This is a genomic window from Achromobacter xylosoxidans (assembly GCF_002192695.1).
GTDB classification, from domain to species: Bacteria; Pseudomonadota; Gammaproteobacteria; order Burkholderiales; family Burkholderiaceae_B; genus Achromobacter; species Achromobacter xylosoxidans_C.
The window spans coordinates 1-14,509 of the sequence record NZ_MTLG01000096.1 but is presented as its reverse complement, the minus strand read 5'-3'; the positions used below and the strand labels follow the sequence as shown (position 1 = coordinate 14,509).

The following is a 14,509-nucleotide window of genomic DNA, read 5'->3' as shown; positions in this document are numbered from 1 at the left end:
AAGGCCTTCGATGTTGCACCGCAACATCAGTTGCGGTGTAATGGAGAGGTCAACTCGGCCGGTTCCACTCTGAACCGGCGCGGCGGTCCGCCGCTGCAAGCAACCTACAGGAGATCGCCATGGCCGGATCCGGCAACGATCGCGTACCCGCCCCGCCCTTCAACCCCTGGACGGCCGCCTACGAATACGCCGTGGACGCCTGGCAGCGCGGCGTGCTTTACGCCGACGTGATGCGCCAGCGCGGCAACCAGTACCACGAGCACATGGCCAAGCGCGCGCCCAACGTGCTGAGCATGGAATCCGAACTGGTGATGGACGGCCGCTGCCTGCCGCGCCCCGTCAATTACGGCCTGCTGCGCATCAAGCCGCCGGAAGGCGTGGAAACCGACCCCATCAAGCGGCCCTTCCTGGTGGTCGATCCGCGCGCCGGCCACGGCCCCGGCATCGGCGGCTTCAAGCCCGAAAGCGAGATTGGCGTGGCGCTGCGCGCCGGCCACCCCTGCTACTTCGCCACCTTCCTGCCCCAGCCCATGCCGACCCAGACCGTCGAGGACGTGATGATGGCCGAGGCGCGCTTCCTGGAAGAGATCATCGCGCTGCACCCCAACGCCGAAGGCAAGCCGGTGGTGGTCGCCAATTGCCAGGCCGGCTGGCAGATCATGATGACCGCCGCGGTCCGCCCCGAACTGTTCGGCCCCATCATCGTGGCGGGCGCGCCGCTGTCGTACTGGGCAGGCTGGCGCGGCATGAACCCCATGCGCTACGCCGGCGGCCTGCTAGGCGGCAGCTGGCTCACCGCCCTGACCAGCGACCTGGGCGACGGCAAGTTCGATGGCGCCTGGCTGGTGCAGAACTTCGAGAACCTGAATCCGGCCAATACCCTGTGGTCCAAGCAGTACAACCTGTACTCCCACGTCGACACCGAAGCCAAGCGCTACCTGAGCTTCGAGAAATGGTGGGGTGGCCACGTCTTCCTGAACGGTCCGGAAATCCAGTACATCGTCGACAACCTGTTCGTCGGCAACCGCCTGGCCACTGCCGGCCTGGTGACCTCGGACGGCATCCGCATCGACCTGCGCAACATCCGCTCGCCCATCGTGGTGTTCTGCTCCAAGGGCGACAACATCACGCCCCCGCCGCAGGCGCTGGGCTGGATCCCCGACCTGTACCAGGACGAATCCGAAGTGCTGGCGCATGGCCAGACCATCGTCTATGCGGTGCATGAAAGCATCGGCCATCTGGGCATCTTCGTGTCCGGCAGCGTGGCGCGCAAGGAGCACCAGGAATTCACGTCCAACATCGACATGATCGACGTGCTGCCTCCGGGCATTTACCAGGCCGAGATCGCCGACAAGACACCCGACACGCCCAACGCCGACCTGGCTTTCGGCAACTACGTGCTGTCGTTCGAGCAGCGCACGCTGGACGACGTGCGCGCCATCGTCGAGCGCAACGAAGAGGACGACCGGCGCTTCGCCGCCGTCGCCCGCATTTCCGACATCAACCTGGGCATGTACCGCAGCTTCGTGCAGCCCTGGCTGCGCGCCCTGGTGACGCCGCAGTCGGCGGAGTGGTCGCAGCGCCTGCATCCGCTGCGCCTGCCCTATGAACTGATCTCGGACCGCAATCCGGTCATCGCGCCCATCGCGCAGGTTGCCGAACAGGTGCGCGAACACCGCCAGCCTGCGTCGGCCGACAACCCCTTCCTGATGGCCCAGGAAATGTTCTCGAACCTGATCGAGACCAGCCTGAACATCTGGCAGGAACTGCGCGATTCCGCCGACGAACGCACCTTCATGGGCGTGTACGGCTCGCCCCTGGTGCAAGACCTGGCCGGCCTGGGCGCGCGCTCCGGCCCGCCGCGCAAGCATCCCGGCGTATCGCCCGAGCATCGCCGCTTCATGGAAGAGCGCGCCGCCGAGCTGCGTTCGCTGATGCTGGAAGGCGGCCTGCGCGTGGCTGCGATCCGCATGCTGCTGTATGTGTCGGGCGCCGAAGGCGGCCTGGACGAGCGCAGCTACGCGCTGATCCGCAAGATGCGCGCCGAATCCGACACCGCGCTGTCGCTGCAGGAATTCAAGGACATCATCCGCGACCAGGCCTTGATGATGACGCTGGATGCGGCTTCCGCCATCCAGGCCATACCGCATTTGCTGGAGAACGCGCCCGCCCCCGCGATCCGTGAAGCGCTGGACACCATGAAGCACGTGCTGGAAGCCGCCGAGCCGCTGAGCGAGGCCGCCCGCACCAGCCTGGACGAAATGGAACGCCTCTTCGAGTACGCCGAGCGCCGCGCGCAGAAGCGCGACGAGGCCCAGCAACCAGCGCCCAAGAAAGCGCCGGCGGTTGCGCGCAAATCGGTGCGCGCAGCGGCGGCCCGGCACGACGCGCCCTCGGCCGCGGCCGAACCTGCCGTCCCGGTGCGCGCCAAGCGCAGCGCCTCCGCCAAACCCACCGCGCGTCCCGCGCGCAAATCCGCCAAGGCAAAATCCGCATGACGCTGCCCCCTACGTCCCATTACGACAGGCTCATCGCGCGCGCGCAGACGCTGGCGCCGGCGCATTGCGCCATCGCCCACCCCTGCGACGAACCCTCGCTGTCGGCCGCGCTCGAAGCGCGCGACCTGGGCCTGCTCAAGCCCATCCTGGTGGGCCCCGAGCAAAAGATCCGCGCCACCGCCGCCGAGCACAAGCTGAACCTGGGCGATGCGCGCATCGTCGACGCGCCGCACAGCCACGCGGCGGCCGAATGCGCCGTCGCCCTGGTGCGCAGCGGCGAAGCCGAACTGCTGATGAAGGGCAGCCTGCACACGGACGAACTGATGCACGAAGTGGTGGCGCGCAGCACCGGGCTGCGCAGCAGCCGGCGCATCAGCCATGTCTTCATCATGGAAGTGCCGACCTACGCCGAACCGCTCTTCATCACCGACGCCGCCATCAACATCTTCCCGGACCTGGAAACCAAGGCCGACATCATCCGCAACGTGATCGACCTGCACCACGGCCTGGGCCTGGGCGAGCCGCGCGTGGCGATCCTGTCGGCGGTCGAGCAGGTCAACCCCAGCATCCCCAGCACCATCGAAGCCGCCGCGCTGTGCAAGATGGCCGACCGCGGCCAGATCGCGGGCGGCCTGCTGGACGGCCCGCTGGCGCTGGACAACGCCATCAGCCCCGACGCCGCGCGCATCAAGGGCATACGCTCGCCGGTGGCCGGCGTGGCCCAGGTGCTGGTGGTGCCCGACCTGGAGGCCGGCAACATGCTGGCCAAGAACCTGACCTTCCTGGCCAACGCCGAAGCGGCCGGCATCGTGCTGGGGGCGCGCGTGCCCATCATCCTGACCAGCCGCGCCGACAGCCCGCGCTCGCGCCTCGCGTCTTGCGCGGTGGCTGCGATCTACGCCCACCACCTGGCCCAACAGCAAGCCCGCCCGCTCGCTTGAAGCGCCCTTCGGAATCCGGAATCACAGCGCCATGACCGATACCATCCTCGTCATCAACGCCGGCAGTTCCAGCATCAAGTTCTACCTGTACGACATCGACGGCGCGCAGGAGCTGGCGCCGCGCCTGGGCGGCCAGCTCGAAGGCATAGGCACCTCGCACCCGAAGCTGAAGGTGCGCGACGCCGCCGGCCAGACCCTGGTCGAACGCGAGATCGCGCCCAGCCACGCGCCCGACGTGCCCAACGGCCAGGAAGTCGTCGGCACCTGGCTCAGCGGCCACCTGGGCGGCGCCCCGTTGGCGGTGGGCCACCGGGTGGTGCACGGCGGCCCCGAACTGTCCGAACCGGTGCTGATCGACGACGCCATCCTGGCCAAGCTCGACACCTTCACGCCGCTGGCGCCGCTGCACCAGCCGAACAACCTGGCGCCCATCCGCGTGATCCGCGAGCGCCGCCCCTGGATTCCGCAGGTCGCCTGCTTCGACACCGCGTTCCACCGCAGCCACTCCGACGTGGCCGACCGCTACGCCCTGCCGGAACGGCTGTACCAGGAAGGCGTGCGCCGCTACGGCTTCCATGGCCTGTCCTACGAGTACATCGCGCAGCGCCTGAAGAAGGCGCTGCCGGACATTGCCGGCGGCAAGATCATCGCGGCCCATCTGGGCTCGGGCGTTTCCGCCTGCGCCATGCATCATGGCAAGAGCGTGGACAGCACCATGGGCTTCACCGCGCTGGAAGGCCTGCCCATGGGCACCCGCCCCGGCCGCCTGGATCCGGGCGTGGTGCTGTGGATGATGGAACGCGGCATGACCCATGACGAGATCGAGCACCTGCTCTATCACGATTGCGGCATGAAGGGCCTCTCCGGCATCAGCAACGACATGCGCGAACTGCTGGCCAGCGACGCACCCTCGGCCAAGCTGGCGCTGCAGTACTTCGCCTGGCGCGTGGCCGAAGGCATGATAGGGCTGGCCTGCGCCATGAACGGCGTGGACGGCATCGTCTTCACGGCGGGCGTGGGCGAGAACTCCGCCGAGATCCGCCAGGCGATCAGCGAACACTGGGGCTGGCTGGGCATCAAGCTGGACCCTGAACGCAACGCCCGCCACGGCCCCCGCATCTCCACCGACGACAGCCGCATCGGCGTCTACGTGGTGCGCACCAACGAGGAACTGATCATCGCCCAGCACACGCTGGAACTGGTGAGGCAGCGATGAACGCGCTCCTGCCGCTGGCGGGCAAGCGCGGCCTGGTGACGGGCATCGCGAATGCGGATTCGATCGCCTGGGGCTGCGCCAAGGCCTTTCGCGCCCTGGGCGCGGAATTGGCAGTGACCTACCTGAACGACAAGGCCCTGCGCCACGTGGAGCCGCTGGCCCGCCAGGTGGAGGCGCCGCTGCTCTTGCCGCTGGACCTGATGCGCGAAGGCCAGTTGGAGGCCGTGTTCGACAGCGTGGCCGCCGAATGGGGCCAGCTGGATTTCGTGCTGCATTCCATCGCCTTCGCCCCGCGCGACGATCTGCACGGCCGCGTGACCGACTGCTCGCGCGACGGATTCCTGCAGGCCATGGACGTGTCCTGCTGGTCCTTCATCCGCATGGCCAAGCTGGCCGAGCCGCTGATGCGCAAGGGCGGCGCGCTGTTCTGCATGAGCTACTACGGCTCGCAGATGGTGGTCGAGCACTACAACATGATGGGGCCGGTGAAGGCCGCGCTGGAATCCGCCACCCGCTACCTGGCGGCGGAACTGGGTCCGCAAGGCATACGCGTGCACGCGATATCGCCAGGGCCGCTGAAGACGCGCGCCGCCTCGGGCATCGCCGAATTCGACGCGCTGCTGGACCGGGCCCAGGCCAAGGCGCCCACGCGCAGCCTGGTGTCCATCGACGACGTGGGCGAAGCCACCGCCTGGCTCGCCACCGACGCCGCCCGCCGCATGACCGGGCAGACGATATACATCGACGGCGGCTATCACATCATCGACTAGCGCTAGCCGAGCGCCGCGGGCGGCGCCTGGCGCCAGCGTTCGATCGCTTCCACCGCCTGCTCGGGACTGCCGAAGATCTTTTCACGGCCGATCTTCTTGACCAGGCCCGAGCGTTCCAGCGCGGTGCGGAACTGGCCGTGCCCGCCCGCGACCAGCAGCGTGATGCCGCGCTCGTCCAGCGCATGCTTCAATTCATACAACGCTTCGACCGCGTCGGCGTCTGCCTGGGTCATGGCTTCGGCATCCAGCACGAACCACTGCACGTCGCCCGCCTGCTCGATGATCTCGCGCGCACGCCGGCGAAAGGCGTCAGCGTTGAAGAACCACACCGATGACTCGAACAGCCAGATCACCGCGCCCGGCACCGGCTGGGCCTCGGGATTCAGGTGCAGCTTGCCCAGCACGGTTTCCCCGGGCAAGCGGCCCAGCAAGGCATCGCGCGGATTGCCAGACACGTACATCGCATACAGCAGCGTGGCGCCCACCGACACGGCCACGCCTTGCAACACGCCAAAGCCCACCACGCCCACCGCGGCCAGGATGCCGAACGCCAGCTCGATGCGCGAGATGCGCGCCAGGCGCATGAAGGCGTGCCCATCGAACAAGCTGATGGCGGCCAGCAGCAGGATGGCCGACAGCACGGCCTGCGGCAGCCAGAACAGCGGCCCGCTCAAAAGGCTCACCACCACCGCCAGCGCCAGCGCCGCGGTGACGCTGACCAGCGGCGAAGAACCGCCCGCCACCAGCCCCACCGCCGTGCGCGAGTCCGCGCCCGTCACCACGAAGCCCTGGAACAGGCCCGCCGCCATATTGGCCGCGCCAAAGCCCACCAGTTCGCGGTTGGGATCCACGTGTTCGCCCGTGCGCGCGGCGAAGCTGCGCGCCGTCACGATGCCGCTCGAAAAGCTCACCACAAGCACCCCCGCCGCGCCCAGCAGGATGCCGTCCACGCCCTCCAGGCGCACCGGCAGGCTCAGGGCCGGCAAGCCGGCAGGCACTTCTCCCACGACGGCGATGCCCAGGCCGGGGAAGTTGAACAGCCACGACAGCACGCAGGCCAGCACCACCAGCAGGATGGGGCCGGGCCAGTTCGGCCGCCAGCGCTTGACCGCCACCAGCAAGGCGCAGGAGGTCAGGCCCAGGATAAGGGTCGGGATCTGGATTTCCGGCAGGCGCCGCGACAGTTCCAGGAAGGGATGCACCAGCCCGCTGTTGCGCAGGCCCACGCCAGTCAGGCCGCTCAGCTGCGACAGCGCCAGCGTGATCGCCACGCCCGCCATGTAGCCGATCAGTACCGGGCGCGACAGTAGGTTGGCCAGCACGCCCAGCCGCAGGGCGCGCGCGATCAGGCAGCCCACGCCGACCGTCAGGGCGATGCCGGTGGCGGCCACCAGCCGGTCTTCCGGCGTGGTCAACGCCATTCCGGTCAGCGTGGCGGCGATCAGGGTGCAGGTGGCCGTGTCGGGCCCCACGATCAAGGTGCGCGACGAGCCGAACAGGGCGTAGCCCAGCATCCCGGCGATGGCCGCCCACAGGCCGGCCACGGGCGGCACGCCCATCATGGCGGCGTAGGCCAGGCCCACCGGCAGCGCCACCGCCGCCACGCTAAGGCCAGCGGTGATGTCGCGCCGCGCCGATTCCCGGGTGATGCCGCGGAAATTGTTGAGGCCGGGAATGAAGCGTAGGTTCATGGTGCTGCGGAGAAATCGGGGATGAAGCGAGCGCGGGGCGCGCCGGTTTGCGCCAAGGCTACACCAAGCCAGCCAAACCGGGGCGGCCGGGATCAAGGCGTCGGCGTAAAAAAAGCCGCCCCACCGGGGCGGCTTCGGTCTTGCCTGGCAAGACGTATTACTTGGCGTAGCGGGCTTCCAGCACGGCCACGGCGGGCAGGGTCTTGCCTTCCAGGAACTCCAGGAAAGCGCCACCGCCGGTCGAGATGTAGCCGACCTGCTCGCCGATGCCGTACTTGGCGATGGCGGCCAGCGTGTCGCCGCCGCCGGCGATCGAAAAGCCTTCCGATTCCGCGATCGCGCGCGCCACCACTTCGGTGCCGTTGGCGAACTGGTCGAATTCGAACACGCCCACCGGGCCGTTCCACACGATGGTGCCGGCCTGCTTCAGGATCTCGGCCAGTTGCGCCGCGGTCTTGGGACCGATGTCCAGGATCATGTCGTCGTCGGCCACGTCTTCAGCCGCCTTGACGGTGGCTGCGGCGTCGGCGCCGAAGGACTTGGCGCACACCACGTCCACCGGGATCGGCACGGCCGCGCCGCGCTGCTTCATGATGTCGATCACGGCGCGCGCCTGGTCGACCTGATCGGGTTCGGCCAGCGACTTGCCGATGGACAGGCCGGCGGCCAGCATGAAGGTATTGGCGATGCCGCCGCCCACCACCAGCTGGTCGACCTTGTCGGCCAGCGATTGCAGGATGGACAGCTTGGTCGACACCTTGGAGCCGCCCACGATGGCGACCAGCGGACGCTTGGGTTCGTGCAGCGCGCGGCCCAGGGCGTCCAGTTCGGCGGCCAGCAGCGGACCGGCGCAGGCCACGGGCGCGAAGCGCGCGATGCCGTGGGTGGTCGCTTCGGCGCGGTGGGCCGTGCCGAACGCGTCGTTGACGTAGACGTCGCACAGCGCGGCCATCTTCTTGGCCAGCGTTTCGTCGTCTTTCTTTTCGCCGACGTTGACGCGGCAGTTTTCCAGCAGCACGACCTGGCCGTGATCGACCTGGACGCCGTCGACCCAGTCGCGCACCAGCTGCACGGGCATGCCCAGCAGCTCGGACAGGCGCTGGCCGACCTTGGCCAGCGAATCGGCCTCGGTCAGCACGCCTTCCTTGGGACGGCCCAAGTGGGACGTGACCATGACGGCGGCGCCGGCGTCCAGCGCCATGCGGATGCCGGGCACCGAGGCGCGGATGCGGGTGTCTTCGCTGATGCGGCCGACGTCGTCGAACGGCACGTTCAGATCGGCGCGGATGAACACGCGCTTGCCGGACAGGGCGCCGGACTTGGCCAGCGCGGACAGAGTGTTGACCTTGGACATATTTGGATTCCTACGATGGGCGTACAAAGGGGACGAACCCATTTTCCGCACGCGCGGAAAACAAATCCGTCCCCTCTATCGACTAGCCGTGTTCCTTACTTGGCCGACATCAGCGCGACGGTGGTGTCGAGCATGCGGTTCGAGAAGCCCCACTCGTTGTCGTACCAGGACGAGACCTTGACCAGGCGGCCCGAAACCTTGGTCAGCGACGCGTCAACGGTGCTGGAGGCCGGGTTGTGGTTGTAGTCGACCGAAACCAGGGGCTCGGTGTTGTAGTCCAGAATGCCCTTGAGCTCGCCTTCCGAGGCGGCCTTCAGGATGCCGTTCACTTCTTCGGCGGTCGTGTCGCGGCTGGCCACGAACGACAGGTCGACCAGCGACACGTTGATGGTCGGGACGCGGATGGCGTAGCCGTCCAGCTTGCCGTTCAGTTCCGGCAGCACCAGGCCCACGGCGGCGGCGGCGCCGGTCTTCGTGGGGATCATGCTCATGGTGGCCGAACGCGCGCGGCGCAGGTCTTCGTGGTAGACGTCGGTCAGGACCTGGTCGTTGGTGTAGGCGTGGACGGTGGTCATCAGGCCGTTTTCCAGGCCCAGCTTGTCGTTCAGCGGCTTGACCAGCGGGGCCAGGCAGTTGGTGGTGCACGAAGCGTTGGAGATGACGGTGTCGGTGGCCTTCAGCACGCCGTGGTTCACACCGTACACGATGGTGGCATCGACATCCTTGCCGCCGGGGGCCGAGATGATGACTTTCTTGGCGCCGCCCTTGATGTGCGCGCCGGCCTTTTCCTTGGTCGTGAAGAAGCCCGTGCACTCCAGCACCACGTCGACCTTCAGCTCGCCCCAGGGCAGCTCGGCCGGGTTGCGGTTGGCCAGCACGCGGATCTTGTCGCCGTTGACGACCATGAAGTCGCCGTCGACTTCGACGGTGCCCGGGAACTTGCCGTGGGCGGTGTCGTAGCGCGTCAGGTGGGCGTTGGTCTTGGGATCGCCCAGGTCATTGATGGCGACGATTTCGATATCGTGCTTCTTGCCACCTTCGTAGTGGGCACGCAGGATGTTGCGGCCGATGCGACCGTAACCGTTGATGGCGACGCGAATGGTCATGACTAAGCTCCTTTTTACAAAACTTGCTTGACGGTCTCGGCCACCTTGTCGGCGGTCAGCCCGAAGAACTTGAACAGTGCGCCGGCAGGCGCGGATTCACCGTAGCGGTCGATGCCGACGACGGCGCCTTCCAGGCCCACGTACTTGTGCCAGAAGGCGGTAATCCCGGCTTCAACGGCCACCCGCGGCAGGCCCTTGGGCAGCACGGATTGCTTCCAGGCGGCGTCCTGGCGGTCGAACACGTCGGTGCTGGGCATGGAGACCACGCGCACGGCGATGCCATCCTTGGCCAGCTGCGCCTGCGCGTCCAGCGCGATGGCGACTTCCGAGCCGGTGGCGATGATGACGGCGCGGGCGCCTTCGGCATCGCGCAGCACATAGCCGCCGCGGGCGATGGCCTCGACCGTGGCGGCGTCGCGCGGCACGAACGGCAGGTTCTGGCGCGACAGCAACAGGGCCGTCGGGCCGCCGTCGTGCACGTCCATGCCGATGCTGGTCGGGCGCGTCACGGCCGCGTTCCAGGCCACGGCGGTTTCAGCGGTATCGCAAGGACGCCACAGCGACAGGTTGGGGATCAGGCGCAGGCTGGAAGCGTGCTCGATCGACTGGTGGGTCGGGCCGTCTTCGCCCAGACCGATGGAGTCGTGGGTGAACACGTGGACCACGCGCTGCTTCATCAGCGCGGCCATGCGGATGGCGTTGCGCGAGTAGTCGGAGAACGTCAGGAAGGTGCCGCCGAACGGCAGGTAGCCGCCGTGCAGGGCCACGCCGTTCATGATGGCGGCCATGCCGAATTCGCGCACGCCGTAGTTGATGTGGCGGCCGAACTGGATGCCCTTGTCGCCGGCGCGGACGGCGGCGACGCCCTTCCAGTCGGTGAAGTTGGAGCCGGTCAGGTCGGCCGAGCCGCCCAGCATTTCCGGCAGCAGCGGCGCCAGCGCGGTGATCGCGAACTGCGAAGCCTTGCGGGTGGCGACGGTTTCGGCCTTTTCCAACGTGGCGTCCAGGAACGCCTTGAACTGTTCGGCGTAGCCGGCGGGCATTTCGCCCTTCATGCGGCGCTTGAACTCGGCGGCTTCGGCGGGGAATTCGGCGGCGTAGGCGTCGAACGCCGACTGCCATTCGGCCTGGGCGGCGGCGCCTTGCTTGCGGCCATCCCAGCCGTCGTAGATGTCTTGCGGAATCTGGAACGGTTCCGACGACCAGCCCAACGCGGCGCGGGTGGCGGCGATCTCGTCCTTGCCCAGCGGCGCGCCGTGCACATTGTGCGTGCCGGCCATGTTGGGCGAACCCTTGCCGATGACGGTGCGGCAGACGATCAGCGTGGGCTTTTCCGATTGCTTGCGGGCAGCCTTGATGGCGGCGTCCACGGCGGCGACGTCATGGCCGTCGATGCCGCGGATCACGTTCCAGCCGTAGCCTTCGAAGCGCTTGGCGGTGTCGTCGGCGAACCAGTGCTCGACGTGGCCGTCGATGGAGATGCCGTTGTCGTCATACAGCACGACCAGCTTGCCCAGCTTGAGCGTGCCGGCCAGCGAGCAGACTTCGTGCGAGATGCCTTCCATCAGGCAGCCGTCGCCGGTGAAGGCGTAGGTGTGGTGGTCGACGATGGTGTGGCCGGGCTTGTTGAATTCAGCAGCCAGCAACGCTTCGGCCAGCGCCATGCCCACGGCATTGCCCAGGCCCTGGCCCAGCGGGCCGGTGGTCGTTTCCACGCCCGGGGTGATGCCCACTTCGGGGTGGCCCGGGGTCTTGGAATGCAACTGGCGGAAATTCTTCAGCTCTTCGATCGGCAGGTCGTAGCCGGTCAGGTGCAGCAAGGCGTAGATCAGCATCGAGCCGTGGCCGTTGGACAGCACGAAGCGGTCGCGATTGGCCCAGGCGGGATCCGTGGGATTGTGACGCAGGTTGCCGGCCCACAAGGCTTGGGCGATTTCCGCCATGCCCATGGGAGCACCCGGGTGCCCGGAATTCGCTTGTTGCACGGCGTCCATCGCGAGGGCGCGGATGGCATCCGCCAAGGCAAGTTTAGGGGCGGTCGGATTGCTCATTCGGAAGGCTCTTTGAAGCTGGCGGACCTACGGTCAAAATAGGGGCCAGTTGAGTAGGTTGCGAAGCATGGGATTTTAGCATCCAGGGGTTTCCCCCACGCCATCGGCCATAAGGCGGCCCGTGCTAGGCTAGCTTTCTGAGGACAAGTGCCCCCACGCCGCGCCCGCTGCGCGGGCTAGCTGCCCCCCAAGGGGGTGTTTTTGCCTTGGGACGGCCCGGCGGCAAAAGTATCCTTCTCCACATCAAATCAGTTCTCGCACATTTATGTCAGTCCCCCGCTTCTTCTGCGATATCCCCCTGAGTACCGGCGCCCGCGTGGCGCTTCCCGAAGCCCTGGCGCACCATGCGCTGCGCGTGCTGCGCCTGCGCGCGGGCGAGGCCGTCGCGCTGTTCAACGGCCAGGGCGGCGAGTATCCCGCCACCCTCGAAGTGGAAGGCAAGGCTGGTTTTGCCCAGTTGGGCGAATTCCTGCCACGCGAGGCCGAACTGGGCGGACGCGTCACCCTGGTGCAGGGCCTGCCCTCCGGGGACAAGATGGACTGGGTGGTGGAAAAGGCCGTGGAGCTGGGCGCCGCGCGCGTCAGCCCCATCGCCGCGCAACGCAGCGTGCTGCAGCTGTCCGGCGCCCGGCTCGACAAGCGCGTGGCGCATTGGCAGCGCATCGCGCAGTCCGCCAGCGAGCAATGCGGCCGCAACCGGCTGATGGCGGTGGACACGCCGCTCACCCTGGCCGAATGGCTGCAACAGCCCGCCGAGGATCTGCGCCTGCTGTGCCACCCGGAAGCGCAGGACGACCTGGCCGGCGCGCTCCGGGCCACGTCCGGCCTGCAGGCGCTGACCCTGCTGGTGGGACCGGAAGGAGGATGGTCGGACAAGGAGTTGGCGCAAGCCCAGGAGGCCGGCGTGCAGGCCGTGCGCTTCGGCCCCCGGGTGCTGCGCACCGAGACCGCGGGACTGGCATTGCTGTCGGCGGCCAGCGCGCTGCTGGCCTGGTAGTACGGCCGGATCAGTGGTCTTCGCCGTAGGGCGCTGCCGCCACCCCGGGCTCGGGGTCCGGATGGCGCCCTGCGTGTTCAATGACATACGCAAAGACGCGACCATTTTCGCGGGCGAAATCCGCCGCGTCGGAACAAACGGTTTCGATGCGGCCGGAATCTTCTTCCAGCGCCGGGTCGCCCGAATGCAGCTTGTACAGCCACAGCACCACGCCGGTCTTGTGGTCCAGCACGGTGTCGCACAGGCAGTCGTAGAGAGCGTCCAGGTTGCCGCCGAAGTACTCAGGAAAATCCACTGCCTTGACGATGGCGCGCAGCACCGCGGAACGGCTGCGGGCAGGATCGCAATTGGCAACGAACAGGGCCAGGCCAAGCTCATGGGCGGCGTCCACCACGGCCTTCTTGTCCAGCCCGTCATGGGCCAGCGCACCGCCGCGCATCAGTTGCCGCTGCAGAGTAGATTGGCCATTGCGCGTCATGCCTGAGCCCCCTTGAAAAAGGCGATCACTTCGTCGTTACGCTGCATCGTATCGGCATAACCCAGTTCAATCAATCGCTTGGTGTAGCTGGACTCAAATAAGAGGTAGGACATCAGCGACCCGCCGCCGGGACGGTCTGGATCGGACGATACACCGAGTACGCGGAAAAGGGCACGGGCCTGGGCCGGCATATCCTGCAAATGTTCCAGCGCCATGACGTCCAGCGACTGGCTGGGCGTGATCGTCAGGACGTCGATGCGGCGCGCATGGCCATGCGTGCCCTCGCCGCCGGACTGGTCCATCAGGAAGTTGATGCGTTCCAGGCGTTCGACGTCGGCCGACAGCCCATCCAGGAAGATGCTGGCCAGCGCATGCCCGCCGACCTGGGCCAGCGAGGGATAAGGCGGCGAATCCTCGCGGTTTTCAGGGTGGGTTTCATCGCGGAACCCCGTGCCGATCACCAGCACGCGGTGCGCGCCCAGGTGGATGGCCGGGCTGATGGGCGCGAGCTGGCGCATCGAGCCGTCGCCGCACCACTCCCCCTTGCCATGCACCTGCACCTGGCGGGCGGGAAAGACGAAGGGAATGGCGGACGAGGCCATCAGATGGTCGATGCCGATGGGCGTGGGCAGCGCCAGGCGCAGATAGCGGTGCCAGGGCTCGATGGGCGTGTGCGCCTGGTAGAAGGTCAAGTGCTCGCCGCTGGTGTAGCCCGAGGCCGTAATCGCCAGCGCCGACAGCGCGCCGGTTTCCAGGTTGGTGCGCAGGTGCTGGAAATCCAGCACCCGGCCCAGCAAAGCCTGCATGGGGCTGTTGTCCAGCAGCGAATGGGGCCGCTTGCGCGTCAGGCCCGAATACATCCACCCCAGCGACAGCAAGCCCAGCCAGCGCACGCCGGTGCGTATCAGGCCGGGCGCGTCGGCCCGGTAGATCATGTCGGTATTCAGCGAGGACCACAGCCGGCGGATGCGGCGCACGCCCAGATGAGGCCGGTCGGCGCGGCAGGCCAGCGCCGCGGCGTTGATGGCGCCGGCGGACGTGCCGCAGATGATGTCGAAGGGATTCTGGAAACGCGAATGCCAATCCGGATCCAGCAATTCCATGATGGCGCTGAGCACGCCCACCTGATAGGCGGCGCGGGCGCCGCCTCCTGTCAGGACCAGGCCGGTCGGCGTGCGCGGGCACGCCGGACCGGGTGGCGTCACATCAACGCGGTGTATTGACATCGACCACCGTCATCGCGGTCATGTTGACGATGCGGCGCACGGTGGAACTGGAGGTCAAAATGTGCACCGGTGCGTTGGCGCCCAGCAGGAACGGCCCCACCGCCACGTTGCTGCCGGCGGCGGTCTTCAACAAGTTGTAGGCGATGTTGCCCGAGTCCACGTTCGGGCACACCAGCAGATT

The 14,509-nt window shown here is 67.6% G+C and carries 12 protein-coding genes; 5 read left to right on the top strand and 7 right to left on the bottom strand.

Annotated elements, in window-relative coordinates; genetic code table 11:
- Positions 1–119 precede the first annotated feature (119 nt).
- Genes BRO63_RS24110 through fabI form a run of 4 tightly spaced genes read left to right on the top strand, consistent with a single transcriptional unit; the run spans position 120 to position 5,425 of the window.
- Entirely contained in the window at positions 120–2,498 is a 2,379-nt protein-coding gene (locus tag BRO63_RS24110) for a DUF3141 domain-containing protein (RefSeq protein ID WP_088142224.1), read from the top strand.
- A complete protein-coding gene (locus tag BRO63_RS24105) occupies positions 2,495–3,439 on the top strand; it encodes a phosphate acetyltransferase (protein WP_013395721.1) in 945 nt (314 codons plus the stop codon). Before BRO63_RS24110 ends, BRO63_RS24105 begins: the two co-directional genes overlap by 4 nt.
- A 31-nt stretch (positions 3,440–3,470) precedes the next feature.
- Positions 3,471–4,655, top strand: coding sequence for an acetate/propionate family kinase (locus BRO63_RS24100; RefSeq protein WP_088142223.1), 1,185 nt, complete (start codon positions 3,471–3,473; stop codon positions 4,653–4,655).
- Positions 4,652–5,425: an enoyl-ACP reductase FabI gene (gene fabI / locus BRO63_RS24095; protein ID WP_088142222.1), complete on the top strand. Its 774-nt coding sequence runs from the start codon at positions 4,652–4,654 to the stop codon at positions 5,423–5,425. Before BRO63_RS24100 ends, fabI begins: the two co-directional genes overlap by 4 nt.
- A 2-nt stretch (positions 5,426–5,427) precedes the next feature.
- Here fabI and BRO63_RS24090 read toward each other — a convergent pair whose 3' ends face one another.
- The 4 genes from BRO63_RS24090 to tkt form a co-directional block, all read right to left on the bottom strand.
- On the bottom strand, positions 5,428–7,116 hold the full coding sequence (locus BRO63_RS24090) for a SulP family inorganic anion transporter (RefSeq protein ID WP_088142221.1): 1,689 nt from the start codon (positions 7,114–7,116) through the stop codon (positions 5,428–5,430).
- 157 nt (positions 7,117–7,273) lie between these two features.
- Complete coding sequence (locus BRO63_RS24085; RefSeq protein ID WP_088142220.1) at positions 7,274–8,470, bottom strand: phosphoglycerate kinase; 1,197 nt, start codon at positions 8,468–8,470, stop codon at positions 7,274–7,276.
- A 95-nt stretch (positions 8,471–8,565) separates the two neighbouring features.
- On the bottom strand, positions 8,566–9,576 hold the full coding sequence (gap, locus tag BRO63_RS24080) for a type I glyceraldehyde-3-phosphate dehydrogenase (RefSeq protein ID WP_013395726.1): 1,011 nt from the start codon (positions 9,574–9,576) through the stop codon (positions 8,566–8,568).
- A 14-nt stretch (positions 9,577–9,590) separates the two neighbouring features.
- A complete protein-coding gene (gene tkt, locus BRO63_RS24075; protein WP_088142219.1) occupies positions 9,591–11,627 on the bottom strand; it encodes a transketolase in 2,037 nt (678 codons plus the stop codon).
- A 265-nt stretch (positions 11,628–11,892) separates the two neighbouring features.
- Here tkt and BRO63_RS24070 point away from each other — a divergent pair, with 265 nt between their 5' ends.
- A complete protein-coding gene (locus BRO63_RS24070; RefSeq protein ID WP_088142218.1) occupies positions 11,893–12,624 on the top strand; it encodes a 16S rRNA (uracil(1498)-N(3))-methyltransferase in 732 nt (243 codons plus the stop codon).
- A gap of 10 nt (positions 12,625–12,634) precedes the next feature.
- On the opposite strand, the gene BRO63_RS24065 is transcribed toward BRO63_RS24070, so the two are convergent.
- From BRO63_RS24065 to BRO63_RS24055, 3 genes are all read right to left on the bottom strand, one after another.
- Complete coding sequence (locus BRO63_RS24065) at positions 12,635–13,102, bottom strand: barstar family protein (RefSeq protein WP_059379497.1); 468 nt, start codon at positions 13,100–13,102, stop codon at positions 12,635–12,637.
- Complete coding sequence (locus BRO63_RS24060; protein ID WP_256943397.1) at positions 13,099–14,328, bottom strand: patatin-like phospholipase family protein; 1,230 nt, start codon at positions 14,326–14,328, stop codon at positions 13,099–13,101. The genes BRO63_RS24065 and BRO63_RS24060 overlap by 4 nt, the downstream gene beginning before the upstream one ends.
- The coding region (locus tag BRO63_RS24055) for a phosphate acyltransferase (RefSeq protein ID WP_143219510.1) at positions 14,309–14,509 on the bottom strand (201 nt) is incomplete at its 5' end. The genes BRO63_RS24055 and BRO63_RS24060, both read right to left, overlap by 20 nt.

What these genes read in the sequence shown, in the direction of transcription:
- BRO63_RS24110 (WP_088142224.1), top strand. Translation starts at nt 120, where the DNA reads ATGGCCGGATCCGGCAACGATCGCGTACCCGCCCCGCCCTTCAACCCC.
- BRO63_RS24105 (WP_013395721.1), top strand. Translation starts at nt 2,495, where the DNA reads ATGACGCTGCCCCCTACGTCCCATTACGACAGGCTCATCGCGCGCGCG.
- BRO63_RS24100 (WP_088142223.1), top strand. Translation starts at nt 3,471, where the DNA reads ATGACCGATACCATCCTCGTCATCAACGCCGGCAGTTCCAGCATCAAG.
- fabI (WP_088142222.1), top strand. Translation starts at nt 4,652, where the DNA reads ATGAACGCGCTCCTGCCGCTGGCGGGCAAGCGCGGCCTGGTGACGGGC.
- BRO63_RS24090 (WP_088142221.1), bottom strand. Translation starts at nt 7,116, where the DNA reads ATGAACCTACGCTTCATTCCCGGCCTCAACAATTTCCGCGGCATCACC.
- BRO63_RS24085 (WP_088142220.1), bottom strand. Translation starts at nt 8,470, where the DNA reads ATGTCCAAGGTCAACACTCTGTCCGCGCTGGCCAAGTCCGGCGCCCTG.
- gap (WP_013395726.1), bottom strand. Translation starts at nt 9,576, where the DNA reads ATGACCATTCGCGTCGCCATCAACGGTTACGGTCGCATCGGCCGCAAC.
- tkt (WP_088142219.1), bottom strand. Translation starts at nt 11,627, where the DNA reads ATGAGCAATCCGACCGCCCCTAAACTTGCCTTGGCGGATGCCATCCGC.
- BRO63_RS24070 (WP_088142218.1), top strand. Translation starts at nt 11,893, where the DNA reads ATGTCAGTCCCCCGCTTCTTCTGCGATATCCCCCTGAGTACCGGCGCC.
- BRO63_RS24065 (WP_059379497.1), bottom strand. Translation starts at nt 13,102, where the DNA reads ATGACGCGCAATGGCCAATCTACTCTGCAGCGGCAACTGATGCGCGGC.
- BRO63_RS24060 (WP_256943397.1), bottom strand. Translation starts at nt 14,328, where the DNA reads ATGTCAATACACCGCGTTGATGTGACGCCACCCGGTCCGGCGTGCCCG.